Origin of the sequence: Staphylococcus sp. LCT-H4 (assembly GCF_001866145.1) — a bacterium.
GTDB lineage: Bacteria > Bacillota > Bacilli > Staphylococcales > Staphylococcaceae > Staphylococcus > Staphylococcus succinus.
On sequence record NZ_MODY01000008.1, the window covers coordinates 1 to 25,939 of the forward strand.

The following is a 25,939-nucleotide window of genomic DNA, read 5'->3' on the forward strand; positions in this document are numbered from 1 at the left end:
GTGACCTCTTTGCCATTGTCACCAGACAAAATAACTTACTCAACTAATGATACAATGTTTAATGATCATTTGCAATAGTCAATTTTACACTATGTTAATGTTTTTTACATTGCGTTTACGTTGAGTGTTGCGTTTGTCATCACTTGTTTTTGACGACTTTATTATGATAATTCATTTTCTCTTTTAAGTCAATACCTTTTATTAATTTTCTAAATTAATATTAGATTAATGATTCATCGTACTTGCCTTGTTTCGTTTCCTTAACTCGACTTGAATAAGTTTATCATATAGAAAGACCATATGCCATACCTTTTTTGGTATATTTTTATATTTTATTAGTACTATATTGCCAAATTGTATCTTATTACTAAATTAAATCGCTTGTTACTTGTATACTACTCATAATTCCTCACTTTCTCGAAGATATTTAGCTATTAAAAAGTTAAAAACAGATCAATTGCTTTATCCCGACATCACGGAACATTCAGCATTTGATCTGTTCAAGTTTAGTTATATTATTAAGATTCTATTTTTGTCTCATATAAGGGAAAAGTAATACATCGCGTATAGAAGCTGAATCAGTAAGTAACATTACTAATCTATCGATTCCAATACCTAAACCACCTGTTGGCGGCATTCCATATTCTAAAGCTTCGATAAAGTCTTCGTCCATTTCGTGTGCTTCATCATTGCCCTGTTCTTTTTCTACTAATTGAGCTTCAAATCTTTCTTTTTGATCAATCGGGTCATTTAATTCAGTAAAGGCATTACCATGTTCTCTGCCTACAATAAATAATTCGAAACGATCAGTGAATCTAGGGTCCTCTGGGTTTTTCTTAGCTAATGGTGATATTTCAATTGGATGTCCATAAACAAATGTCGGTTGAATTAATGTTTCTTCAACTTTTTGTTCAAAGAATTCATTTAATATATGACCATATTTCATGGTACTAGTTATTTCTATACCATGTTCTTTAGCTAACGTTTTAGCTTCTTCATCGCTTTGTACCTCAAAGAAGTCTACACCTGTAGCTTCTTTAACAGCATCAGCCATGTGGATTCGTTTCCAATCGGATTCTAAGTCTATTGTTTCTTCTCCATAACTTACTTTGGCAGAACCAAGTACTTTTTCAGATATATGTCTAATCATATTCTCAGTTAAATCCATAATATCATGGTAATCAGCATAAGCTTCATATAATTCAATCATAGTAAATTCAGGATTATGTCTTGTTGATACACCTTCATTTCTAAATACACGTCCAATTTCATAGACTTTTTCTAATCCACCAACTATTAAACGTTTAAGATGTAATTCAATCGCAATACGCATATATAATGTAGCATCAAGTGCGTTATGATGTGTAACAAATGGACGGGCAGCAGCTCCACCAGCAATTTGGTGCATCATTGGTGTTTCTACTTCTAAGAATCCCGCTTCATTTAAGTAACTTCTCATTTCCTGTAATATTTTACTACGATTAATAAATGTCTGCGTACTATCTTGGTTTGTGATTAAATCAAGGTAACGTTGGCGATAACGCTGTTCAATATCTTGCAAACCATGGAATTTATCTGGTAACGGACGTAAGGATTTAGTTAATAATGTAAATGATTTAGCTTTAACAGATAATTCACCTGTATTCGTTTTGAACATTACGCCTTCTATACCAACGATGTCCCCAAGATCAGAAGCATTCCACAATTCAAATTGCTCATCGCCTACTTGATCTTTTCTCACATATATTTGAATTTGACCAGATAAATCTTGAACATGTGCAAACCCAGCTTTACCTTTACCACGCTTAGTCATTAAACGACCTGCTATACTTACATGACTTTCTTCTTCTTTCTCATGTAATTCTTCTTTTGTAAATTGATCCCAGTCCTCATGTAATAATACTGCAGTTGAGGTACGTTCAAACTTTTGTCCAAATGGATCGATTCCTAAATCGTATAATTCTTGTAATTTTTGACGGCGGACTTGCATTTGGTCATTCATTTCTTCTGACATAACTGTCTCTCCTTTATGCTTCTTGTTCTACTTTTTTATTATCTTTTGCATTTATTTCTTTTGAAATTCTTGAAGTATATCTATCATTCATTGTTCTGTTTCAGATTAGTTTAAAGCTTTTTAGGCTTACCGTTACCACGAACGTCTTTAAGATATCATGAAGCATATTTACGCATTATCATTGTGCCAACCATTTCACACTTCAATTCTACTAGACGAAACAAATGTAATAAAGCAATTTCAACTTTAACTTCTACTATAGTTTCACCGATAAGTTCTCCAGTTTTCAAGTAATATACTGATAAATCATCCATGGATTCCCTTAACACTTTTCTACCAATCATAACTAATATGGATCTTGGACGTTGCTGGTTTGTTCAAACGTTCCACAACTGCAGACACCAACTATAGGAGCAAGAACTACACTATTATTTATCTCTACACCTCCAATTTCCCACATATTTATTACCTCTCAATCTTTATACTTCCTTACTGAATTATCTGTCATCACTATATTTCCAATTTTATTATTAGAATGAGGTTCAATAACATCTGCTGCTATATCATTTAAAGGAATTAATACAAATGCACGTTCCAACATACGTGGGTGCGGCACAATTAAATCTTCTTCTTCAATAATCTGATTACCATATAATAGAATATCAACATCTAAAGTCCTTGGTCCCCACCGTATGTCTCTCACACGATATAATTGCTGTTCAGTATTGAGACATACTTGTAATAAGTCGTGTGGTTTTAAATTGGTTTGAATCTCAACACATTGATTTAAAAATTGTGGCTGATCCACATAACCTACTGGCTCTGTTTCATAAATTGGTGATTTTTGTGTAACTTGAACACCTTCATAAGTATCTAAAATACGAATAGCTTCTTCAAGTTGTACCTCTCTATCTCCAATGTTACTTCCTAATCCTAAATATGCGTATATCATTATCGATTCTCCCTCACTATTTCAACCCCAACACCATCATAATGACCTGGTATAGGCGGATTTTCTTTAGTGATTCTAACTTTCGTTTCCATTACACGATTATAGTGTGAATTTATACGTTTTGCAATACGTTCAGCTAGATGCTCTAATAAATTTACAGGAGGCCCCTCCATAATATCTTTTACATCATTAAAGACTTCTCCATAATGTACTGTATCTGTTACATCATCAGAATGGCCTGCAGTATGCAATTCTACTTTCATAGTTATATCTACAATAAAAATTTGCCCGATTTCGTTTTCAGCTTTAAGGGCACCATGATAACAGTAAAATCTCATACCATTAAGAAAAATCGTGTCGCTCATTATCATTCTCCTTTAAATAATCCATACTTTGTCCTAAACGAACATTTAACGCGACATTGTGTACTCTGACCGCTTTTATGCCTTTCATTATACCATATGCCGTAGTTGCAGCAGTTGCTTCGTCTCTTTCAATAGGTGTTGTTTCTGCATTTATCATTTCTTTAATAAACCTTTTTCTACTCGTCGCTAATAGTACAGGATATTCCGTGGCAACAAGTTCATCTAATCGCGCCATAACTTCCTTCTCTTCATCGCGTGTCTTAGCAAAGCCAATACCAGGATCAATCCACACTTTGTCCTTAGGTATTCCCTTCATCTCAGCTATATTAGCTTGTTTTAATAAGTAAACTAACATCTCATCCACTACAGGTTCTGACCTTTCACCATTTCCATTATGCATTAAGACAATTTCAGCTTCATACTCGGCAACGACATCAAAAATACGTTCATCATATAGCCCTGCCCATTGATCATTAATCATCTTAGCCCCAAGCTTCAATGCAGCTTCAGCTACTTCACTTCTATATGTATCAACTGATAGCGTGATATCAAGATCTTTCAATGCTTTAACAACAGGAATAACTCGATTCATTTCTTCCTCCACACTAATTTCAGCATAACCAGGACGTGTGGATATACCACCGATGTCAATAATATCAACGCCTTCATTAACCATTGATTTCGCTCTCTTAACAGCACTTTCCACAGTATTATATTTACCACCATCTGAGAAGGAGTCCGGAGTTATATTTAATATCCCCATAATTTTTGTGTGCGCCATGTCCACTCTTCTTCCTTTCATTTTATAAAATGATTTTCGCCCAATCACTCTTATTACTATTCTATAATAACGTTATTTATTATTTTTTTCAGTAACCAATACTTAAAATCATTGTCTGCCACGTTATTCATACTATTGTAATGCTTGGAATTTTAAAAATACCAAAATAAATACCGGCCACACAATAAAAATGTGACCGGTATTTATTGAATTATCATATTTTAGTCTTCGAAAGAGTATAATGGAGTTGAAAGATAACGTTCACCATTACTTGGTAATACAGTAACAACTGTTTTACCTTTACCAAGTGATTTGGCTTTTTCAATCGCCGCATAAATTGCCGCTCCTGAAGAAATACCACCTAAGATACCTTCTTCTTTAGCTACTTTACGTGACATATCCATAGCAGTTTCATTACCTACTTTGATAATTTCGTCATAAATATTTGTATTTAATGTGTCTGGAATAAACCCTGCACCTAAACCTTGTAATTTATGCGGACCTGGTTCTCCACCACTTAAAACAGGTGAATCTTCAGGTTCAATTGCTACAAGATTAATATCTGGATATTTTTCTTTTAAAACTTTTCCAGCGCCACTTAATGTTCCACCAGTACCTACACCAGCTAAGAATGCATCAATTGTTTGGCCATCAAATTGTTCCACTAATTCAGGACCTGTTGTTAATTCGTGTACACGAGGATTAGCAGGATTTTCGAATTGTTGTGGTTCATAGTAACCAAATTCTTCTTTTAGTTCTTTAGCTTTTTTGATAGCACCTTTCATCGCTTCCGAGCCAGGCGTTAACACAACTTCAGCGCCATATGCTTTTAATAAGTTACGGCGTTCTTGACTCATCGTTTCAGGCATAGTGAATACAGCTTTGTATCCTTTAGCCGCACATACAAAAGCAAGACCGATACCTGTGTTACCACTTGTAGGTTCAACAATCGTATCACCTGGTTTAATCTTACCTGCTTGTTCAGCTTCTTCAATCATTGCTAAAGCGATACGATCTTTTACAGAACCGCCTGGATTTTGATATTCAAGTTTTACATATACGTCTGCAGCATCTTCTCCCACAACGTTGTTTAACTTAACTACCGGTGTATTACCGATTACTTTCACGATATTATCTACTGGTTTACTTGTCATAAGTATTGCTCCTTTTCATTAAAAAGTTTAAAAAACCTACTTTTTCTATCGGATATACTTTTATTTTATCAGATTTTTCTGTAAATACAACTATGAAAACCGAATTTATATATATTACTTAAATTAGAAGTTTATTCCCATTCATTGTAACCGTTTTACTTTAATTTTTCTAATAATTCCTGTAGTTCATTTTCAGAAAATTGATATTTCGTTCTACAGAAGTGACATTCTGCTTCAGCACCTTTATCTTCATCAATCATACTTTGAATTTCAGCTTCTCCCAATCCTTTAATTGCGTTCAAGAATTTTTCATGTCCACAGTTACACTCGAATTTTGAAGATAATTCATCTAAAATTTGTACATTTTCTTCTCCCAAAATTTCAAAAAGAATTTCTTCTGGAGATAAACCTTGTTCAATTAATTTTGAAACTGGCTTCATGTTATTAATTGCATCTTCCAATTTGCTAATTGTTTCTTCCCCTGCTCCTGGCATCACTTGTATGATAAACCCACCTGCAGCTTTAATTGTATTATCTGGATTCACAAGTACACCTAAACCAACTGAGGATGGCACTTGTTCACTTTTAGCGAAATAATAAGTGAAGTCATCACCTAATTCACCCGATACCAATTCACTAGAACCAGAAAAATAGTCTTTCATACCTACATCTTTAACTACAGTCAATGATCCACCGTTGCCTACAGCACGACTTACGTCTAATTTGCCCATATCATTTAATGGGAAGTGGGTTTGAGGATGTGTCACATAACCCCTGATATTGCCTTGTGCATCTGCGTCAGCAATAATCTTTCCGATAGGTCCATGCCCATCAACCGTTACCGTAAGTTTTTGGTTGTCATTTAACATAGCACCCATCATAACCGTTGCTGTCATCGTACGTCCTAGTGCAGCTGAGGCAGTTGGCCAGGTATAATGTTTTGTTTGTGCTTCTTGAACACTGTCTGTTGTCCATGCGCTATAAGCACGAATTTGCCCTCCAAATGCTAATGCTTTAACTATATAATCATTCGTCATTTTAATTTCTCCTTTTAACGTTATCTCATTTAAATTTAAGTGGTTATTTCGCATTGAATACTTTCCATTATTTCAATTCAATTTATTGTACTGGTTACTATACGAAAATGCTAAACATTTGTTTGATAAAACTTAATGGGGTGTAATCAGCAGAAAAAAACTCTTCCTACTATCAATATGATAGCAGAAAGAGCAATTTATGTTCAGTCATTAATTTCTATTACTTGGATCATTTGGGTTGCTTGGATCACTTGGTTTATCGATATTAGGCGGTTGTTCATGACCAGTTTGCTCAGTGTCATTGCCCTGTTTATCTTCATCTTGTGAATCTTCACGACCTTCTTGTCTATCTTTATTTGATTGTTCTTGACGAACATCTTCATAAGATTTACCGTATTTTCCTTCTTCGAAGTTATCATCTTTGTTTTGCACGACTTCTGCGCCATCGTAATCAACTTCTGGTAATACGCCATCATAGAATAATGAATGGATTTGTTCAGCTACTAATGTTTCTTCTGTCAATAATGACTCAGCTATTAGTATCAGTTGTGATTTATGTTCTGTAAGGATGTTTTTACAACGCTCATATTGTTCTTTAATAATACGTTGCACTTCTTTATCAATTTCATATGCAATCTGACCAGAATATTCTGGGTCACCTTGCATATCTTTACCTAAGAAGACTTGTCCATTACTACTGCTGGCAAATTGAATTGGGCCAAGTTTTTTACTCATACCATATTCTGTAACCATCTGACGTGCAATTTGTGTTGCACGTTCAAAGTCGTTAGATGCGCCTGTTGATACTTCATTAAAGTTAATATCTTCAGAAACACGTCCACCAAGCAGACCACAAATTTTATCTAATAATTCTGGTTCAGTCATTAAGAAGCGATCTTGTTTTGGTAACATCATAGCATAACCGCCAGCTTGTCCACGTGGCACGATTGTAACTTTATGCACAATTTCTGCTTCATCAAGTACCATACCGATAATCGTATGACCAGCTTCATGATGTGCCACAATATTACGTTCTTTTTCTGAAATAACACGTGATTTTTTAGCTGGACCTGCAATTACTCTATCTGTCGCTTCTTCTATATCACGCATGTCGATTTTCTTCTTACCTTCACGAACAGCTACTAATGATGCTTCGTTAAGAAGATTTTCTAAATCGGCACCAGAGAAACCAGGTGTTCTTTGAGAAACAGCTTTTAAGTCAACTGTTTCGTCAAGTGGTTTGTTCTTAGAATGAACATGAAGAATAGCTTCACGCCCTTTTACATCTGGACGACCTACTTGGATTTGTCTATCGAAACGACCCGGACGTAATAAAGCTGGGTCTAAAATATCAGGACGGTTAGTAGCAGCTATCATAATGATACCTTCATTTTCACCAAATCCATCCATTTCAACAAGTAATTGGTTTAACGTTTGCTCACGTTCATCATGACCGCCACCAACACCAGCGCCACGTTGACGACCAACTGCATCAATTTCATCTATAAAGATGATACATGGTGCATTTTTCTTAGCGTTTTCGAACAAGTCACGTACACGACTTGCACCGACACCAACAAACATCTCAACAAAGTCTGAACCACTGATTGAGAAGAAAGGTGTACCTGCTTCACCAGCAACCGCACGTGCTAATAACGTTTTCCCTGTACCTGGAGGGCCAACTAATAGCACACCTTTTGGAATTCTTGATCCCATTTGTTTAAATTGCTTATTGTCTTTTAAGAAATCTACTATTTCAATTAATTCTTGTTTTTCTTCATCTGCACCAGCTACATCTGAGAAGCGTACACGTTTTTTCTGACTGTCGTACATTTTTGCTTTGGATTTACCAAAGTTCATCATACGACCGCCACCGCCGCCGCCACCTTGAGCTTGGCTAAGGAAGAATATAAATAATAGAGCAATAATTAATACTGGAATTAATGTTGTTAAAATACTAACGAACACACTTTGTTTTTCTTCTTCTTTAACTGTAAAATTCAATCCATCTTGACTTTGTGCTTTATCCGTTATTTTTTCGAGCTCTTTATCGTTGTTATATAAAATTGTTGAAGAATAATCTTCACCTTTTTTCGTTTTTCCACTTACCATATACACATTTTGTTCAGGTTGGATTTCAAGTGATTTTAAATCACCTTTATCTAATTGCTTCACAAATTGGTTATATGTAAGTTGCTTTGGCATATTCCCATTTCCGTTGAGCCACGAAAACAAACCAAAGATAATAACGCCAATGATTGCGATAACTAGCACATTACGAAAGGCCTTCTGCATGCGTCGTTTCCTCCTACTTCAATAATAAAACTAACAAAAATTGTAACACAAAGCGCCGGTTTTGGGCTAGTATTTCAACTTTTGCGTTGTGTTTACAATTCTTTATGTTTTATATTTAATTTTAGTTTTCATTTTACTTTAAATATGATTAAAAAGCGCCCATTAAGTTAAAGTATTTTGACATTTTAAAGCCTACCTAAGTTTATGTATTAAATTTAAAATGTTTTTAGTATATTTGTACTATTTTCATTTAACCATTTAAACTGACTTGAACTTATAGTATATAACAACTTTTCCCACGAATAAATTGTATTGCTTTAGTTTGAATAGATTTCTGGTTTCAATGTGCCAATATAAGGTAAATTTCTATAATTTTCAGCGTAATCTAAACCATAACCAACTACAAATTCGTCTGGAATTTTTTTGCCTACGTATTTAGCTTCGATATTAGCTTTACGACGATTGGGTTTATCAAGTAGCGTAACAATTTCAAGTGAATTTACGCCACGAGATTCAAGTAATTTAGTAATCGACTTCAAAGTAGTACCTGTTTCCAAGATATCTTCAATTATTAATACATCTTTATTTTCAATAGATGAACTTAAATCTTTTAAAATTTGAACTTCTCCTGTTGATTCAGTCCCACCGTGATAACTTGAAACATCCATGAAATCTATAGCTAAATGCGTATCAATATGTTTAATTAAATCTGCCATAAACATTACAGAACCTTTTAAAATCCCAATACAAACTAACGGCTTTCCACTATACGACGCTGTAATTTCAGCACCTAAATCCTTACAAATTTGTTCAATATCTTCTTCTGATAATAACACTTCTTTTAAATCATCTCTCATAATTCCATTCCTCTCCCGTATTTCTTATAAAAATTAATTGCTCATATTTTTGCTTTAAAAACAACGTTCCAATAGCAATGATTTCATTATGTGCATTTACAATAATAGGCATTTCATCACGTTCAGATTGTATCACCTTTTCATCAATAAACAATCGGCTCACTTTCTTGTGTCCGGCCCTGCCATTGAGTGCAAATTTGTCTCCATCTTTTCTTGTTCGCACTACAAGTGGAAAACAATCTAAAGGAACATGTTTAGTCACTTGGATAGTATAGTGACCAAAATTGTAAATCCCTTGCTGATTGATCTTTGTTGGTTGAAGCTTTGCTTCATAATTTGCCATTATGATAAATTTATCATAAGCTATATGAATTATCCATTTATCTGTTGTATATAATGTAGTTTGTGCTATATTTTCAGCCAGTTGTTTGAACCATTCATCATATGTTTTTTCAGTGATTGGTCTATCGAGCGACACTTTTTCAAAGATTTTATCTAATACCGCCATCTTCACAGCATGACGTAAATTCAAAAATTGACTCCTCGAAATCAAAATTTTAGTATTCTGTTGACAAAACTCTATTGAATTATCAATAAATTGATATGCTTCATTTCTAATAACTTCTAATTGTTCGTCATGCCATTCCTTTAATTTTAGTAATTGTTCTGTCGAGAGATGTTGATTCGCTTCAATTTCGGGTAAAATTCGATTGCGAATGTCATTTCTAACATAATGGTTTTCAGCATTAGTTTCATCTTCATAATAGGGGATTTGATATCGTTTTTGGTAATTATGGATTTCACTTTTAGCGATGGTTAACAGTGGTCTGTATAAACTATAATGACCTCTCAGTGCATGTTGTGACATACCTAAACTACTTCTAGTAGAACGACCAGTCATGAGTCTATAAAATATCGTTTCGATTTGATCATCTAAATGATGTGCAGTGAGCAATACATCTGCATTTAACTCCAACATCATCTCATCAAACCATTGATATCGTGCGTGTCTAGCTTCACTCTCTATACTGTTTCCTTTTGCAACCACACTAGATAAATCAAGATGATGAACATATAATGGTATGTCGTGTGTAGTGCAAAATGCTTTAATAAAAGCTTCTTCTTCTGATGCAACGGAACGTATCTGATGATTCACATGCAAACAAGTTAACTTCGCATATGAATGCTTTAAGTGTGAAATGAGTTGATGTAACAGCGTCATACTGTCAATACCAGTAGAAACTGCTAATACGACGTGATTATTTTCAGACCATCCTTCAGTGTTAACTTTCAAGACCTCTACCTCCCATACAAAACACTACTTTAGCTTTTTCCTATTATTAAAGTACTATTCCTAATATACAATAAAAAAGAGACTGTTTCCTTAAGAAAGAAAACAGCCTTAGATTGTTATGCACTCGCTCAATTTTAAAACATATATGGGTTATGCTTATTAGCGTTTAGCGCCTTTTCCACCACGTCTAGATTCTGTTTGACGTTTAATAGAAGTTAATTTATCTTCACTATCTTTCAAGAAATTTGTTAATTTCTTTTCAAAATCTTCACCTTTTGGTTGAGGTGGTTTGTGGCTCGGTTTACTTTGAGGTTTACGTGGACGATCTTTTGCTTTCTTAATTGATAAACTAATTTTTCCATCATCAGCAATTGAAAGCACTTTAACTTCTACTTCATCACCAACAGATAAGTGGTCTTCTACGTTTTCTACGTAATTATCTGCAACTTCACTTATGTGAACTAAGCCACTTTTTCCTTCAGGAAGTTCGACAAAAGCGCCAAACTTTTTGATTCCTGTGACTTTACCTTTAAGCTTGTTTCCTATTTCGATTGACATATTGTAAATAAATCCTCCCGATTTGTTTCGATTTTAACCTTATTATATGCCTGTTTGCATAATTTAACAATGGTATTATGATTCAAAAAAATAAATTTTGTTATTTATCTTGTTTGGCAGATTTGGATTCTGCTTTCGACTTATCCTCTGGTAGTTTAAAAACTACTTCTCCATCATTACTTAAATAGTAATCATCTCGAGCAACTTTTTCTATATAACTTTTATCATTAAGGTTGTTCAATTGTTCTTTTAACGCAAGTTCTTCATCTTGTTGTTTTTGATATTTTTCTTCTTTGTGTTGACGCTCGACTGCATCTTCACTATTACTTTGCTTTTGAGTGACAAGCATTATGGATAAAATGATAATAATAGCTAGTAAAATACCACCAAATAACGTGATACGTTTACGTACAACACGTCTTCTCATTCTCTGCTTTTGTTTCTTTTTATTCTCGGCAGAAGTAAACGTATTCCCTATGTTTTCTACTTTTTTACTCATAGCTTGTCACCTCCTGTTTAATTTTCACTAACTTTTTCTTCTTTAACTAATTCGTACATGCCTTTCGCATTTTCTTTCGTTGCATGTTCACTTAATCCAGTTACGTTTATAGTTACAATTTTCTGTCCAAATCTAATTGTAAGTTCATCAGTCACTTTGACGTCTGTTCCCGCTTTTGCAACCGAACCATTTACAGTCACACGCCCTTGATCACTGATTTCTTTAGCTAATGTGCGACGTTTCACTAATCTCGATACTTTGAGGTATTTATCTAATCTCATATTCCTTCTCCTCCTTGCTCCAAAAGACGCTTTAAAGCATCCTCGTCTAACGACATATTTTTTGTTTTATCATACAACTTCAAGAAATGCTCTGCAAATACTTTTTCGAATTTCACTCTTTGTGTTTTACCCTCTTTTGCTTTTGCATCTGCCCAAATATTTTTCAAATCATCCATACCTTTCGCATCTGCGTCACCAAAAATATGAGGGTGTCTACGTATCATTTTAGCTGAAAGACTTTCAATGACCTCATTAATATCAAGGTAGCCTTCTTTTTTACCAATACTTGTATGCAATAATACTTGTAAGAGTATGTCACCTAATTCTTCAATAATGTGCCAATCGTCTTCATTATCTATGGCTTCAAATAATTCAAACGACTCTTCCAATAAATAACGTTTCAATGTATGATGTGTTTGCACTTTATCCCACGGACAACCTTGTTCTTCATCCACAAGCTGGTCTATGATATTGGCAGCAAAATAGAAATCACTGTAGTAGAACACTTCTTGCTCAACTTTAGGAATCAGTACGCTAGTTAAGTTACTAAAAATTGATGCATAATGATCTAATTCAAATAATGGCGTCTCTATAACATTGGCGTCATTGTGTTTTGCGCCATCTACAATATACACGATTTGTTCATCGTCATACCTTTCCATTAAGGTAACTTTTAAATCGCCTGCCGTCATGGGGCTATATACTTGCGTTATGAGTGTATGGGTACGAATATTTAATTGATTCGCTTTTATTGCTGTTGCATCTAGCATTGTAAAACCATCATTGGGATCTATTTTAACCGCTTCAAAAATATCATCAATAAAGCTTTTGCCACCTAAAACTTCAATTTGAATATCGTTATGCGCCTTTGCATATGCTTCTAATTTCACAGTCGTTGTTTCAGCCACTCGAGGATGACCAGGCACTGTATAAACAACATTTTCATGCTCTGAAGCTGCTATTAAATTTTTTACAATACTCTCATAAACATCATCAAACGATTTGTGTGCTTCATATTGAGCATCAAAACTTCTGAATTCTATATCTTCTTTCAATTCATTAATTACAGGGTGGTCTAACGTTCGCGTATATACTGTCGATTGTTTTTTCAAATATTTATATATACCTAAAGGTAAATCATCGAGACCATAGTTCCCTAAACCTACAATTGTAATATGACGTGGCATTAGTGTTTCCCTCTTTTCATATGAAATAGCTTATTACCAAAAGGCAAATGCTTTAACTCTCTATAACTTAATAATTGTAAATGAATTGTAGCAAATAGGATGACCAGCACGCCTATAGATGCTGCTATCAATAATTCTATAAAACCACCTATACGCCCATGTGTTGGAATAAGCCACATCGTCACTTGTACAGCTATAGATAACATAAGCATAGTTAATATCAATTTAAAGACAAATTTTCGCATAGTTTGAAATTTATAATGTTTTAATACGTTAAAATGCAAAATAAGTGTAAATAAGACTAACGATATTACTGTACTCAAACTACCACCTAGCATCAATAAATGAGGTATTAATATAACATTAAGTAAAACTTTACTGATAACACCCATCATAAAAGCAAATAAGACCACGCGCACTTGCTGTTTCACTTGTAGCAATGCAATATCCATCATTATAAGCGAGACACATATCACCGTAAGCATATAGATAGCTAATGTCCCTGTTAAACTATCATTTTTAAAAAACACAGTGTTCATGACCGGCAATAAGTTAATCAATCCCACTCCTGCAGCTACACTAAACATAACCGTAATCTTAATAGACGCATTTGCATAACGATTAGTTAGGATATCGTGCTTCTCTTTTATTGCTTCTGTCAGTAAGGGAATAAGCACGAAACTAAATGTAGTCGTTACAATCAACCCCATTTGTATAAAGGAAGCACCTCTATCATATATCCCTTTTTGGGTCGTTGCTTGTTGAAAATCCAAGCCTGTACTTTTTAATGCATGTAATACAGTGAAACTATCTACAACTTGCCAGACAATAACAATAAGTTGGCTGACTGCAAAAACGATAATTGCCAATGCTAATTTTCGCCATTCAATATTTGACTGAGCGTCTGGTCTTGTCAGTTTAAACGGCTTTTGTTTTATTAGAAATAGACTAGAAGCTAAAAACCCTGCTGCCGAACCAGCAATTGCTAAAGTTCCTGCTGCATATATCGACCATTGGTACGTCATAAATAATACAACAGCTACCATTATAATCGACACACGTACAAATTGCTCAATCACTTGTGATAGTGCAGGCGCATTCATCATTTTTTGTGCTTGATAGTAGCCTCTATATACGCCTAGTATTCCAATAAATAAAAAACTAAAACTTGCCGCTCTAAGCATTGGGGTCAAGTTGGCATCACCCATTAACGACGCGACCCATTTAGCACTTACAAGTAAAATCAAGAAAAACACAGCACTAATCATTTGTAAGTTTATCAATACTTTCGTATATTGTCTTACTTGACCTACAGTATCAAATGATTGTGTAATTGCACTCGGAATCGCATTCATTGTCAAAATAACACCTAAAGCAACAATGGGATATATTTGTTGATATGCGTATAACCCTTCATCACCCAATATATTTTGATATGGGACGCGATAAATAGCACTTAAAATTTTTACAATAACAAGAGCTAAAGTAAGTGCAACTACGCCATTAAAGGCCGTATTTTTATCAGACTTAGACTTCATCTACTATAACCATACTTTCTTCTAAACATTTAGCTAAAAATTTCAAATTATCCAACCATGCACCTGTTTTATTTAATGTTAATTTCATTTTACCATCTTGTACGCCAACTTTCATTGCACGACCAAGTGGTTGCGTTTGTTTGAACAATGTTTCTCCATTAATATCTGTCGTTCCTTTTTCAGATAAATAAATTTCTACTTGTTTATTAACATCTTTAATTGCAATGACACCCGCATGTAATGCATGTACTTTAATTTCCATCATATCTAACAATCTCTCAACTTCTACAGGATAATCATTGAAACGATCTATTAATTCATCTTTGACATCCATCAGTTGATCTTGTGTCTCGATTTTACGTAATTTTTTATAAATTTCAATTTTCGCTTGTTCATTTTGAATATATTCAGCTGGTAAATAAGCATCGATATTAAGTTCTATTTCGACTTCTGGCGCATCTTCAGTTTCTACTGTTACACCACGTTTTTCATTAACTGCTTCTTCAAGCATTTGAGAGTATAAATCAAAACCAACAGAGTCGATAAATCCATGTTGCTGCTTTCCTAATAGATTACCTGCACCACGAATATTCAAATCTCTCATAGCAATTTTAAATCCTGAACCTAATTCAGTGAATTCTTTAATTGCTTGCAAACGATCTTCTGCAGTTTCAGTCAATACTTTATTAGTTGGATGCAAGAAATATGCATAGCCGATACGACTAGAACGACCTACGCGTCCTCTCAATTGATACAGTTGGCTAAGTCCAAAACGATCTGCATCTTCAATGATAAGCGTGTTTGCATTAGGGACATCTACCCCCGTTTCAATGATAGTGGTCGTTACAAGAATATCGTATTCATGATTGATAAATCCTAGCATCGTTTCCTCTAGATCGCCCTCACTCATTTGCCCGTGTGCTACACCAATGTTAGCATCAGGCATTAACATTTGTAACTGTTCATGTTTCTCATATATAGACTGCACTTTATTATACAGATAAAAAACTTGTCCTTCACGTGATACTTCTCTTTCGAGCGCTTCTTTTATAAAGTTAGTATTTTGTTCTAACACATAGGTTTGTACTGGAAATCGATTTTCTGGCGGTGTTTCAATAACAGATAAATCACGTACGCCTAACATACTCATATGCAATGTGCGGGGAATAGGGGTCGCTGTCAACGTCAAGACATCCACATTTGTTTTAAGTGATTTAATTCTTTCTTTATGACGGACACCAAAACGCTGTTCTTCATCCACAATAAGTAGACCTAAATCTTTATAGTGGATGTCTTTGCCAAGTAATTTATGTGTACCTACTACGATATCAACAAAGCCTGATTTCAAACCTTCTTTTGTCTCTTTAACTTCTTTAGTCGTTCTAAAGCGACTTATCAGTTGAACTTCAATTGGAAAATCTTGCATGCGCTCTATTAATGTTTCGTAATGCTGTTGGGCAAGAATTGTCGTTGGAACTAAGAAAGCAACTTGCTTACCTTCCATTACAGCTTTAAATGCAGCTCGAACAGCTACTTCTGTCTTGCCATAACCAACGTCACCACATAACAATCTATCCATTGGACGTTCTATTTCCATATCCTGTTTAATTTCATCAATGGATTTACTTTGGTCAGGTGTTAGTTCATATGGGAAATCCAATTCAAAATCATTTTGTTCGGCCGTATCTGGTCCATACTTATAACCAACAGACATTTCACGCTCTTTATATAAATCAATAAGTTCATCTGCAATGTCCTCAACACTTTGTTGTACTTTAGCTTTCGTTTTTTTCCAATCTGTACCACCAAGTTTGTTTAATTTTGGTGATTTATCTTCTGAGGCCACATATTTCTGCACTTGATCCATTTGATCTACAGGTACAAATAATTGATCAGTACCTTTGTATTGCAATTTGATATAATCTTTATGAACGCCACTTACTTCTAAAGTTTCGACCCCTAAATATCTACTCACACCATGATGGACATGTACAACATAATCTCCAACTTTTAAATCCTGATAAGACTTAATCTTCTCAGCATTTGTGAGTGCTTTTTGCTGTTTTGGCTTTTTCTTCTGCTTAGATTTAAAAAGTTCACGTTCTGTAACGACAACAAGTTGCATATAAGGCAATTCAAAACCTTCAGACAAACTACCTTCTGTAATAATCGCACTTCCGCCATTGCTACGATGACTTGGGGTATCGATAAATGTCGGTATATGCATTTCATTTAGCATCTCTTGTATACGTTCTTTTTTCACTTCAGTTTCTGCTAAGACTACTACTGTATAATCATTCTGTATATAGCGCTGAAATTCCGAACGCATAATATCATATTGCCCATAAAATTGTTGTACAGGTTTACACGAAAATTTAATAATTTCATTTAATTGAACCGGCATAGTTGCTGTAAATAATGTGAAATAAGTTAGTGGGTGAGATTTGAGTAATGTCTCGAATCCATCATATTGTAAAAAACTTTGCCCGATAAATCCCTTACCACTTTCTATTAAATTCTGTATAAAGTCATCCGCTTCCGTTAAAAGTGACGCTTCGCTTTCTTTAACTCTATTATATTCATCAATCGCTACGATAGCATCATTTTTAAAATAATCTATAATTGTAGCTGGTTGTTCATACATAAATGCCACTAGGCGACGCAAAACTTGATGGTCCAATATTGATGATTCATAGAGTTGGAAACTATCATAAGTTTCTTTTAATTCCTGACGGACGGATTTATCTATTTTAGGGCGTGTATGTTCATATGCTTCTTTAAGTTTTAACTTTGTATGTTTTAAGACATTATCAGTAATAATATAATCACTAGCTGTAGTTATATTTACCGAATCTATATTTCCCTCTGACCTTTGGGTTTCCACATCAAAATCACGTATTGAATCTACTTCAGTATCAAATAATTCAATTCTTACTGGTTTACCAATAAGTGGATAGATATCTATAATTCCACCTCTTAATGAAAATTCTCCTATGTGTGAAACGACACTTTCTCTACGATATCCCATATTTACCAGTTTGTTTAATAGGGTATCCGTATCAATATCGTCACCTACTGATAATGACAATTGATGGGATTTCCACATTTCTACAGGTGTAAGCCATTTTTTCAGGCCATTTAATGGTACGATAAATAACCCTCTCTTTTCTTGAGCAAGTGCCGTCAGTGTACGTACACGCTCACTCATAAATTGAGGGCTTTGCGTTGAAAATTCTTCAGTCATGATATCTTGCATTGGATATTTATATATATCTTCTGCCTCTACAAATTGTGATAAATCACTTTCCAACTTATCTGCTTGATATAAATTATTAGTCACAACTAATAATTGCTTTGAAGTATGCAAAAACTTTTCAGATATAATCGTTGCCTTAGCCGCCGAAGACAACCCAGTTACTAAAACATTCTCTTTGCCAAATACTGCGTCTAATTCTTGATAACGCTTATCTCCATTTATATATTCTGTAATTATTGATTTCAATTGACTTCACCATTATATTCATTCATCACACGATCAAATCTAGAACTTTCTATAAAAGCTTCAACCGCACGTGCAGAATGGTCTATTACTTTATCCATCGTTTCCATTTCTTGTTTTGAAAATTTTTGCAATACATAGTCAACAATTGCCATACCATTTGATGGACGGTCTACCCCAATGCGAATACGCTTAAATTCATCTGTTCCCAATACTTGAATAATTGATTTCATACCATTATGACCACCAGCACTACCTTTTTGTCTTAAACGTATTTCGCCTTGTGGTAAATCTAAGTCATCATACAACACTAATAATTCATCAATTTCAATATTGTAATATTTCATCAATGGACCTACTGCTTCTCCGGATAGATTCATCATTGTCATCGGTTCGATAAACATCACTTTCTCTCCTGCAATATGTTCAATAGTATAGGCACCTTTAAACTTTTGCTTATCTAACTTGAATTGGTTTTGGTCTAACATATAATCTATAACCTCAAAACCAATATTATGTCTTGTTTGTTCAAAGCGTTTACCTATATTGCCTAGACCTACAATACATTTCATTATGTTACCTCCAATTGTTGTTCTCACTTTTATAGCGCTTTTTTTATAAAAAGCTTGTACATTCGTATGTACACACACAAATTATTTTCCGTATCATTCACTATAATAACATAAAAAAGCACCTGCTTAACGTATTAAGCACGGTGCTTTTTTATAAGATGCTATAACATTGACAGCGTCAATGCGCAAGAAAATTTAAAGAGTAGAAATATTATTCTTCTTCTTTTTCTTTGCCTACAACTTCAGGCTCAGCAGTTTCTGAATCGCCTTCCATTGCTTCGATTTCTTCTTCAGTTGGTTCTTCAGTTGGAGCAACTACAGTTACTACTGAATCAGTGCCTTCATTTTCGATTGTAAAGTCGCCTGATACTTTAATATCTGCTACTGAAATACTATCGTTAATGTTTAATTCACTAATTTCAACTTCAATTGTTTCAGGAATGTTATCAGGAGTAGCTGTAACTTCAAGGTTGAATAATGGTTGTTCAACAACGCCACCTTCTTTAGTTCCTGCTGCTTCTCCTACTAATTGAACTGGTACTTCAACAGTACGTTCTTCAGTCATATTGATTGCTAAGAAATCAATGTGAGTGATTTGGTTTTTAAGTGGATCGAATTGGTAGTCTGAAACCATTACTTTAATAGTTTTAGAACCTACGCCTAAATCGATAACACCGTTACGTCCAACTTCACGGATAACTTTGATAAATTCTACTTCGTCTACTTTAACAGAAGTATTTTTTGTACCGAAACCATAAACGATTGCAGGTACTTTACCAGTGTTTCTTAATGTTTTAAGGTCAGAACGTGTTTGTTTACCTTGACGAATAATTGACTTTAATGCAGTCATATTCATTTCCACCTTTCATCTTTGCTCTTTAAAAGAGCCCCTCACTTACCCATCAACTTATCGTTGCTTGCAAGTGTTTATTTTCAGTGCTCGCTAAATCACGAACGAAACCATTATACATTCGTTATGTTTTTTAGTCAAATAGCACACTAACAGATTCACGTTCATATACGCGAATGATTGCCTGTGATAATAAACCTGCTACCGATAATTCTTTTGTATTATTTGGTTTACGACTATCTTCTAATTGAATTGAATTCGTTACTACTAACTCTTTAATTGCTGAATTTTCGATACGTTCTCTTGCTGGACCAGATAGGACAGGGTGAGTACAACATGCATATACGTCTTTTGCCCCTTTATCTTTTAATGCTTGTGCTGCCAATGTAATTGTACCTGCTGTATCGATAATATCATCGATAATAATAGCTGTACGCCCATCGATATCACCAACAATATTCATAACCTCTGCTACGTTTGGTTTTGGACGACGTTTATCAATAATAGCAATTGGGGTTTTAAGGATGTCTGCGAGTTTACGTGCTCTTGTCACACCACCATGGTCTGGAGAAACTACAACACACTCTTCAAGATCAAGATTTGTATCATTTTTGAAGTATTCCGCTAAGATTGGCACACCCATTAAATGATCAATTGGAATATCAAAGAACCCTTGAATTTGTGGCGCATGTAAATCTAATGCAATCATACGATCTGCCCCAGCCGTTTCGATTAAGTTTGCTACTAATTTAGCAGTAATCGGCTCACGACTACGCGCTTTTCTATCTTGACGTGCATATCCATAATAAGGTACAACGATATTAATATTCGCTGCTGATGCACGTTTACAAGCATCTATCATTATCAATAATTCCATTAAATGCAAGTTGACTGGATTTGAAGTAGGTTGAATAATAAATACATCGCAACCACGAATGCTTTCTTCTATATTGATTTGAATTTCTCCATCGCTGAAACGTTTTACAGAACACTTTCCAAGTTCAATTCCAACATGATCTGCTACTTCTTGGGCTAACGGTTCATTTCCTTTCAAAGAAAATATTTTCAAAGCAGAGTTCTTGTACTCATTGTTTAACATTTATAGTCCTCCAATTAATTCATTCAATTAGTTTAATTTATATATACAAGGCAACATTATATTATTTATCAACATAAAAGCTTCCAAGTTCGTAACAAATTTAGTTACATTGAGTTTAACAGTTGTAGCTTAATTATCTAAACGTTGTGCATTTTATTTTTTCAAATAACCTTCTTTAGTCGTTTGTTTGGCTCTTCCTAATGCCAGACTATCATTTGGCACGTTATCAGTTATAGTAGAGCCTGCCGCTACAAAAGCACGATTTCCTAACGTTACAGGCGCAACAAGATTTGTATTACAACCTATAAATACATCATCACCGATACTTGTCTTGAATTTATTAATGCCATCATAGTTAACTGTAATTGAGCCACAGCCAATATTTGTACGTTCACCTATTTCAGCATCACCAATATAACTTAAATGAGGTACTTTAGCACCGTCTTTAATTATCGATTTTTTAACTTCAACGAAATTACCGACTTTCACTTTCTTACCAAGATCAGCGCCTGGTCGTAATTGAGCAAACGGTCCAACTGTTGCATAATCATCCACATTGGATTCATTGATGACTGACTGCTTAATTGTAACATTAGATCCGATACTACTGTTTGTAATTTCTGTATATTGTCCAATGATAACGTCTTCACCAATTTCACTATAACCTACAAGCTTCACGCCTGGTTCAATTACAGTATCCTCACCAATCTTCACGTTTACACCAATATAAGTAGTTGCTGGGTCAATAATCGTTACACCATTTTTCATATGATATTCATTGATGCGCTGTCTAAATGCACTTTCAGCTTCGCTCAACATCAATCTGTCATTCACACCCATAATTTCATCAAAATCGTCTGTATGATATACTTCAACGCTACCTTTATCTTCTAAAATTAATGAAAGTACATCTGGCAAATAGTATTCACTTTGTACATTATCATTTTTCACATGATTTAATTTATCAAATAGTACTTGATTATCAAAAGCAAAAATACCAGAACTAATTTCATTAATTTCTCTTTCATTCTCTGTTGCGTCTTTTTGTTCAACGATTTTAACTAAATGGTTATCTGAATCACGAAGAATGCGCCCATATCCAAATGGATTTGGTGCTGTAGCAGATAATACTGTAGCTTGTGCTTGATTTTGCTCGTGGTGATCAACTAAAGCTTTTAATGTTTCTGTAGTAATTAATGGTGTATCACCACAGACAACAAGCGTTGTGCCTTGTTTATCTTGTAAATGTTCACTCGCCATTTTCACAGCATGTGCAGTTCCTAATTGCTCTTCTTGAAAACTATAAAGTGACGCGTCACCTAAAGTTTCTTTCACGCTTTCTGCGCCATGACCAACAATTGTTACAAGTTGTTCTACTCCAGATCGCTTAACGTTATCAACAACATGTTCAATCATCGATTTGCCTGCAACTTCATGTAGTACTTTGTATTTCTTTGATTTCATACGTGTACCCTTGCCAGCTGCGAGTACTATTGCACGTCTTTGCATGTATGTTAACCCTCCATTAAAATATACACTTCCTCCTTATTATAATTTAACGCTAGCCCCACTTTCAAGGCTCAAAGCGTCAATATTAAATAATAAGAAAATTGAGATCGTCATAAACCAAATTATTCCATTTACTATTTGTCATCTTTATAAGTATTAGAAAACGCTTCATTAATGTACAATATTTTTCTCATTCTGCTATAATCATTTACTACATTTTATCAATATATGCTTTAATATGTATTTCTATTCATTATTTAGAAATGAATAAATCCAAATTTATAATTGTTTTGTCGGACATATTAAATATAATTATATAACAGATAATTTTTGTCACCTTTACACGTTTACATTAAATTAAAAAAATTATAATTCACTTTACTTTTCCACAAAAAAGAAGATTGAATTTCTGTCAAACAGAAGTTCAATCTTCTTTTTATATAATATTTGAATTATAATGATTATCACAAATTTTATTAAGCTTCTTCGCCAGAGTCTTCTGATGGTTGTGCATTTCTATCAGGAATAACCTCATCAGTTTCTTCATATACTTTCATCACTGCATCTTGTATTTCTTGTCTCATTTCTGAGTTAATTGGATGCGCGATGTCTCGGAATTCACCATCTGGTGTACGTTTACTTGGCATTGCGACGAATAGACCTGTGTTGCCTTCAATGACACGTAAATCATGAACCACAAATGATTCATCTAAAGTGATTGAAACGAGCGCTTTCATTCTTCCATCTGTTTGTATCTTTCTAAGTCTTACATCTGTCACTTTCATGTAGTGAGCCCCCCTAGTATCTCTTTGTTAGAAGCTTAACAATTTCATCAAAAATTATAAATCCTTACTTAACTTCTGCTATTACTTCGATTTCTACTTTAACATCTTTAGGTAACCTTGCTACCTCAACACAACTTCTTGCTGGTTGATGATTGTCAAAGTATTTGCCATAAACTTCGTTTATATTTTGAAATTCATTCATATCAGCAATAAAAATAGTAGCTTTAATAACTGAATCTATGTCAGATCCAGCTTCATCTAAAACAACCTTTAAATTCTCTAAGACTTGTTTTGTCTGTTCTTTTACATCATCACTGACAATTTCGCCATCTAAATTTAATGGGATTTGTCCAGATGTGAACACTAGACCATTAATTTGTGTTGCATGTGAGTATGGACCTAACGCTTCAGGCGCCTTGTTTGTATTAATTGTTTTCATGGTGCCGTTAATCGCTCCTTTAAGTAAATTTATTTAAACTGTTACCTTTTTCTACCTTAAATTCCTGATTGTATTCGTCTACATCAGATAATCTCACTAAGGAAGTATAATCTTCAATTAACCTTTGCTTAACTTCTTTTGATTCTACTAGTACCGATACCCCTTTCACATGAGCTTTAAACTCATTCATTAAATTCATTACGCCGTTGATAGAGCCACCAGCTCTCATGAAATCATCGACCACAAGTACGTTTGAATTTTCAGGTAAAGTTCTCTTTGAAAGAACCATTGTCTCAATTTTTCGTGAAGAACCAGATACGTAATTTATTGATACTGTTGAACCTTCAGTCACTTTATTATCTTTTCTAATGACCACGACTGGTATATTCAATACATTAGCTACTGCATTAGCAAGAGAAATCCCCTTCGTAGCAATCGTTACGATAGCATCTAGCTCTTCATCCATATACAATGTAGCAATCAATTTACCCACTCTATTGAGCAAAGTCGGGTTTCCCATTAAATCTGATAAGAATAAATACCCTCCTGGTAACAAGCGGTCTTTTTCTTGAAGCTGCTCAATAATGTCTTCTACAACTTCACTTGCTTCTTCTTTGCTCATCTCAGGTTTATATGTAACTCCACCACTCGCTCCAGCTGTCGTAATAACTGTCCCAAGTTTTTCCATTTGAAAAGTCGTTTTAATAATTTGGACGTCTTCACTTATTGACGATTTCGCCTGTTTAAATTTTTGAACAAAATAAGTTAAAGGTATCAATTTATTTGGATTATTCATTAAATATTGAGTCATATATACAATTCGTTCACTTCTTTTATAGCGCATTAAACTCATCCCTTCTCTTATCCTAATAATCTTACTATATATACTTCATTACAACAGCCATTGACAGCATTGTATACATGTCTTGCTTGTCGTTCTTTTTGTGTGAGACCATAAACAGTCGGACCGCTTCCACTCATCATAGCACCATCTGCACCGTTATCTAACATATTCTCTTTTATTTTTAAAATCTCAGGACACAGCTGATTCGAGATAGGTTCCAATCGATTTGAAAGACTCTTACATAGCAGTTCATAATCTCCTGTATTTAAAGCTGATTCGCACGCTTTAGTATCGACATTATGTGTTTGTTTTAAATCTAACATTTTAAAAATCTCAGGTGATGATATTCCTATATTGGGTTTGGCCACAACCACCCACGCTGAAGGCGGCTTATTCAGAAAGTTAATTTGTTCACCTTTCCCTTTACACAATGCCGTTTTCCCAAAAACACAAAATGGAATATCCGTACCTATGGTAACTCCAAGTTCACACAATTCTTCTAATGGACGATTCAAATTATATAGGCGATTCATCCCTCTCATTGTCGCTGCAGCATCTGTTGAACCACCAGCAAGACCAGCTGATACCGGTATATTTTTATCTATGCTGATTGTAACACCTTGTTCTAAATTATAATTCTTCTTCATTAATTCTGCAGCTTTATATGCTAAATTTTTACTATTGGAGGGAACATAAGTTTGCTCTACATCGACAACAATTTTATTGTCTTTACGTAGTTCAAATGACAAACGATCATTTAAATCTATTGTTGTCATAATCATTTCAACTTCATGAAAACCATCATCTCGTTTAAAGAGTGTGTCCAGCGTGAAATTAATCTTAGCCGGAGCTGTTTCATAAATCATATGCCCACCCTCTTTCAATTTCGATATGGTAATAAAATGATTTTAACATATTGTTATAGTTGATTTGTCAGTTTTTTAAAACTAAATCTGTTACAACATCATTCTTAGTAATTTATATTGCTATATAATTATAAATTATGAAGGATTGTAAAATCATTTCTTAATTTATTATTCTACAACATACTTAGTTTTCAATAAAATTATAACCACTTGATAAATCAGGGCAAAGAAAAAGGTATGTCAGCGTAATTGCGCCAACATACCTTTTTATCTATCATTATAATATTAAAGTTAAAATTAAAAAGTTCGACTTTGTAGCCAAACTTTACTTTATATCACTATTATTTAGTGTGCAACTGCTTCATGATGATTATCTTCTTCGAAAGAAACTTGTACGTTTTCAGTCAAAACATCAGTGTATGTATATGACACACGCTCAAAATTATGTTTATCTTGATCTAGCTCAACAACAAATACTGAAGGATATGTTTCTTTTAACACACCACTACGTTCAATAGTTTTTTTGCGTCCACCATTCGCTTTTAGTACAATACGATTTCCTAATTGACAATCAAGTTTATTTTTGATGTCTCCAATAGATTTTGGCATATTGCTCCACCTCGCTACAAGATGTATAATAACACAAATAGCGTGTTTTTGTCAA

25 protein-coding genes are annotated in these 25,939 nt (G+C 34.2%); all 25 read right to left on the reverse strand.

Annotated features, from left to right (window positions below; genetic code table 11):
- Positions 1–526: 526 nt before the first annotated feature.
- On the reverse strand, positions 527–2,014 hold the full coding sequence (gene lysS, locus BK821_RS12480; protein ID WP_046837978.1) for a lysine--tRNA ligase: 1,488 nt from the start codon (positions 2,012–2,014) through the stop codon (positions 527–529).
- A gap of 155 nt (positions 2,015–2,169) precedes the next feature.
- Entirely contained in the window at positions 2,170–2,358 is a 189-nt protein-coding gene (locus BK821_RS13275; RefSeq protein ID WP_256201637.1) for a hypothetical protein, read from the reverse strand.
- Between the two features lie 128 nt (positions 2,359–2,486).
- Positions 2,487–2,966, reverse strand: a complete 480-nt coding sequence (folK, locus tag BK821_RS12485) for a 2-amino-4-hydroxy-6-hydroxymethyldihydropteridine diphosphokinase (RefSeq protein ID WP_071331800.1) — start codon at positions 2,964–2,966, stop codon at positions 2,487–2,489.
- Positions 2,966–3,331, reverse strand: coding sequence for a dihydroneopterin aldolase (gene folB, locus BK821_RS12490; protein WP_046837976.1), 366 nt, complete (start codon positions 3,329–3,331; stop codon positions 2,966–2,968). Before folB ends, folK begins: the two co-directional genes overlap by 1 nt.
- Positions 3,309–4,112, reverse strand: a complete 804-nt coding sequence (gene folP / locus BK821_RS12495; protein ID WP_046837975.1) for a dihydropteroate synthase — start codon at positions 4,110–4,112, stop codon at positions 3,309–3,311. Before folP ends, folB begins: the two co-directional genes overlap by 23 nt.
- Before the next feature lie 221 nt (positions 4,113–4,333).
- Positions 4,334–5,266, reverse strand: coding sequence for a cysteine synthase A (gene cysK, locus BK821_RS12500; RefSeq protein ID WP_046837974.1), 933 nt, complete (start codon positions 5,264–5,266; stop codon positions 4,334–4,336).
- Between the two features lie 155 nt (positions 5,267–5,421).
- Entirely contained in the window at positions 5,422–6,303 is an 882-nt protein-coding gene (hslO, locus tag BK821_RS12505; RefSeq protein ID WP_046837973.1) for an Hsp33 family molecular chaperone HslO, read from the reverse strand.
- 210 nt (positions 6,304–6,513) lie between these two features.
- Entirely contained in the window at positions 6,514–8,598 is a 2,085-nt protein-coding gene (gene ftsH / locus BK821_RS12510) for an ATP-dependent zinc metalloprotease FtsH (protein ID WP_046837972.1), read from the reverse strand.
- Between the two features lie 317 nt (positions 8,599–8,915).
- A complete protein-coding gene (gene hpt, locus BK821_RS12515) occupies positions 8,916–9,455 on the reverse strand; it encodes a hypoxanthine phosphoribosyltransferase (RefSeq protein WP_046837971.1) in 540 nt (179 codons plus the stop codon).
- Positions 9,445–10,749, reverse strand: coding sequence for a tRNA lysidine(34) synthetase TilS (gene tilS / locus BK821_RS12520; RefSeq protein ID WP_071331801.1), 1,305 nt, complete (start codon positions 10,747–10,749; stop codon positions 9,445–9,447). The genes hpt and tilS overlap by 11 nt, the downstream gene beginning before the upstream one ends.
- Before the next feature lie 159 nt (positions 10,750–10,908).
- Entirely contained in the window at positions 10,909–11,307 is a 399-nt protein-coding gene (locus BK821_RS12525; protein ID WP_046837969.1) for a S1 domain-containing RNA-binding protein, read from the reverse strand.
- 100 nt (positions 11,308–11,407) lie between these two features.
- Entirely contained in the window at positions 11,408–11,806 is a 399-nt protein-coding gene (locus tag BK821_RS12530) for an FtsB family cell division protein (RefSeq protein ID WP_046837968.1), read from the reverse strand.
- Positions 11,807–11,823: 17 nt separating this feature from the next.
- Entirely contained in the window at positions 11,824–12,087 is a 264-nt protein-coding gene (locus BK821_RS12535; protein ID WP_046837967.1) for an RNA-binding S4 domain-containing protein, read from the reverse strand.
- A complete protein-coding gene (locus BK821_RS12540; RefSeq protein ID WP_071331802.1) occupies positions 12,084–13,274 on the reverse strand; it encodes a MazG nucleotide pyrophosphohydrolase domain-containing protein in 1,191 nt (396 codons plus the stop codon). The genes BK821_RS12535 and BK821_RS12540 overlap by 4 nt, the downstream gene beginning before the upstream one ends.
- Positions 13,274–14,812 carry a polysaccharide biosynthesis protein gene (locus tag BK821_RS12545; RefSeq protein WP_071331803.1) on the reverse strand — a complete coding sequence of 513 codons (1,539 nt, stop codon included), beginning with the start codon at positions 14,810–14,812 and terminating at the stop codon, positions 13,274–13,276. Before BK821_RS12545 ends, BK821_RS12540 begins: the two co-directional genes overlap by 1 nt.
- Entirely contained in the window at positions 14,802–18,305 is a 3,504-nt protein-coding gene (gene mfd / locus BK821_RS12550) for a transcription-repair coupling factor (RefSeq protein WP_371261105.1), read from the reverse strand. Before mfd ends, BK821_RS12545 begins: the two co-directional genes overlap by 11 nt.
- A gap of 5 nt (positions 18,306–18,310) precedes the next feature.
- On the reverse strand, positions 18,311–18,883 hold the full coding sequence (pth, locus tag BK821_RS12555) for an aminoacyl-tRNA hydrolase (RefSeq protein ID WP_046837963.1): 573 nt from the start codon (positions 18,881–18,883) through the stop codon (positions 18,311–18,313).
- A gap of 211 nt (positions 18,884–19,094) precedes the next feature.
- Positions 19,095–19,733 carry a 50S ribosomal protein L25/general stress protein Ctc gene (locus tag BK821_RS12560; protein WP_046837962.1) on the reverse strand — a complete coding sequence of 213 codons (639 nt, stop codon included), beginning with the start codon at positions 19,731–19,733 and terminating at the stop codon, positions 19,095–19,097.
- A 133-nt stretch (positions 19,734–19,866) separates the two neighbouring features.
- Entirely contained in the window at positions 19,867–20,832 is a 966-nt protein-coding gene (locus tag BK821_RS12565; RefSeq protein WP_063410344.1) for a ribose-phosphate diphosphokinase, read from the reverse strand.
- A 153-nt stretch (positions 20,833–20,985) separates the two neighbouring features.
- Entirely contained in the window at positions 20,986–22,341 is a 1,356-nt protein-coding gene (gene glmU, locus BK821_RS12570) for a bifunctional UDP-N-acetylglucosamine diphosphorylase/glucosamine-1-phosphate N-acetyltransferase GlmU (protein ID WP_071331805.1), read from the reverse strand.
- A gap of 476 nt (positions 22,342–22,817) precedes the next feature.
- A complete protein-coding gene (gene spoVG, locus BK821_RS12575) occupies positions 22,818–23,126 on the reverse strand; it encodes a septation regulator SpoVG (protein WP_046837959.1) in 309 nt (102 codons plus the stop codon).
- A 64-nt stretch (positions 23,127–23,190) separates the two neighbouring features.
- Entirely contained in the window at positions 23,191–23,565 is a 375-nt protein-coding gene (locus BK821_RS12580) for a RidA family protein (RefSeq protein ID WP_046837958.1), read from the reverse strand.
- Positions 23,566–23,584: 19 nt separating this feature from the next.
- On the reverse strand, positions 23,585–24,409 hold the full coding sequence (purR, locus tag BK821_RS12585; RefSeq protein ID WP_046837957.1) for a pur operon repressor: 825 nt from the start codon (positions 24,407–24,409) through the stop codon (positions 23,585–23,587).
- Positions 24,410–24,426: 17 nt separating this feature from the next.
- Positions 24,427–25,275, reverse strand: a complete 849-nt coding sequence (gene ispE / locus BK821_RS12590) for a 4-(cytidine 5'-diphospho)-2-C-methyl-D-erythritol kinase (RefSeq protein WP_071331806.1) — start codon at positions 25,273–25,275, stop codon at positions 24,427–24,429.
- Positions 25,276–25,620: 345 nt separating this feature from the next.
- Positions 25,621–25,884, reverse strand: a complete 264-nt coding sequence (veg, locus tag BK821_RS12595; protein WP_046837955.1) for a biofilm formation stimulator Veg — start codon at positions 25,882–25,884, stop codon at positions 25,621–25,623.
- Positions 25,885–25,939 lie beyond the last annotated feature (55 nt).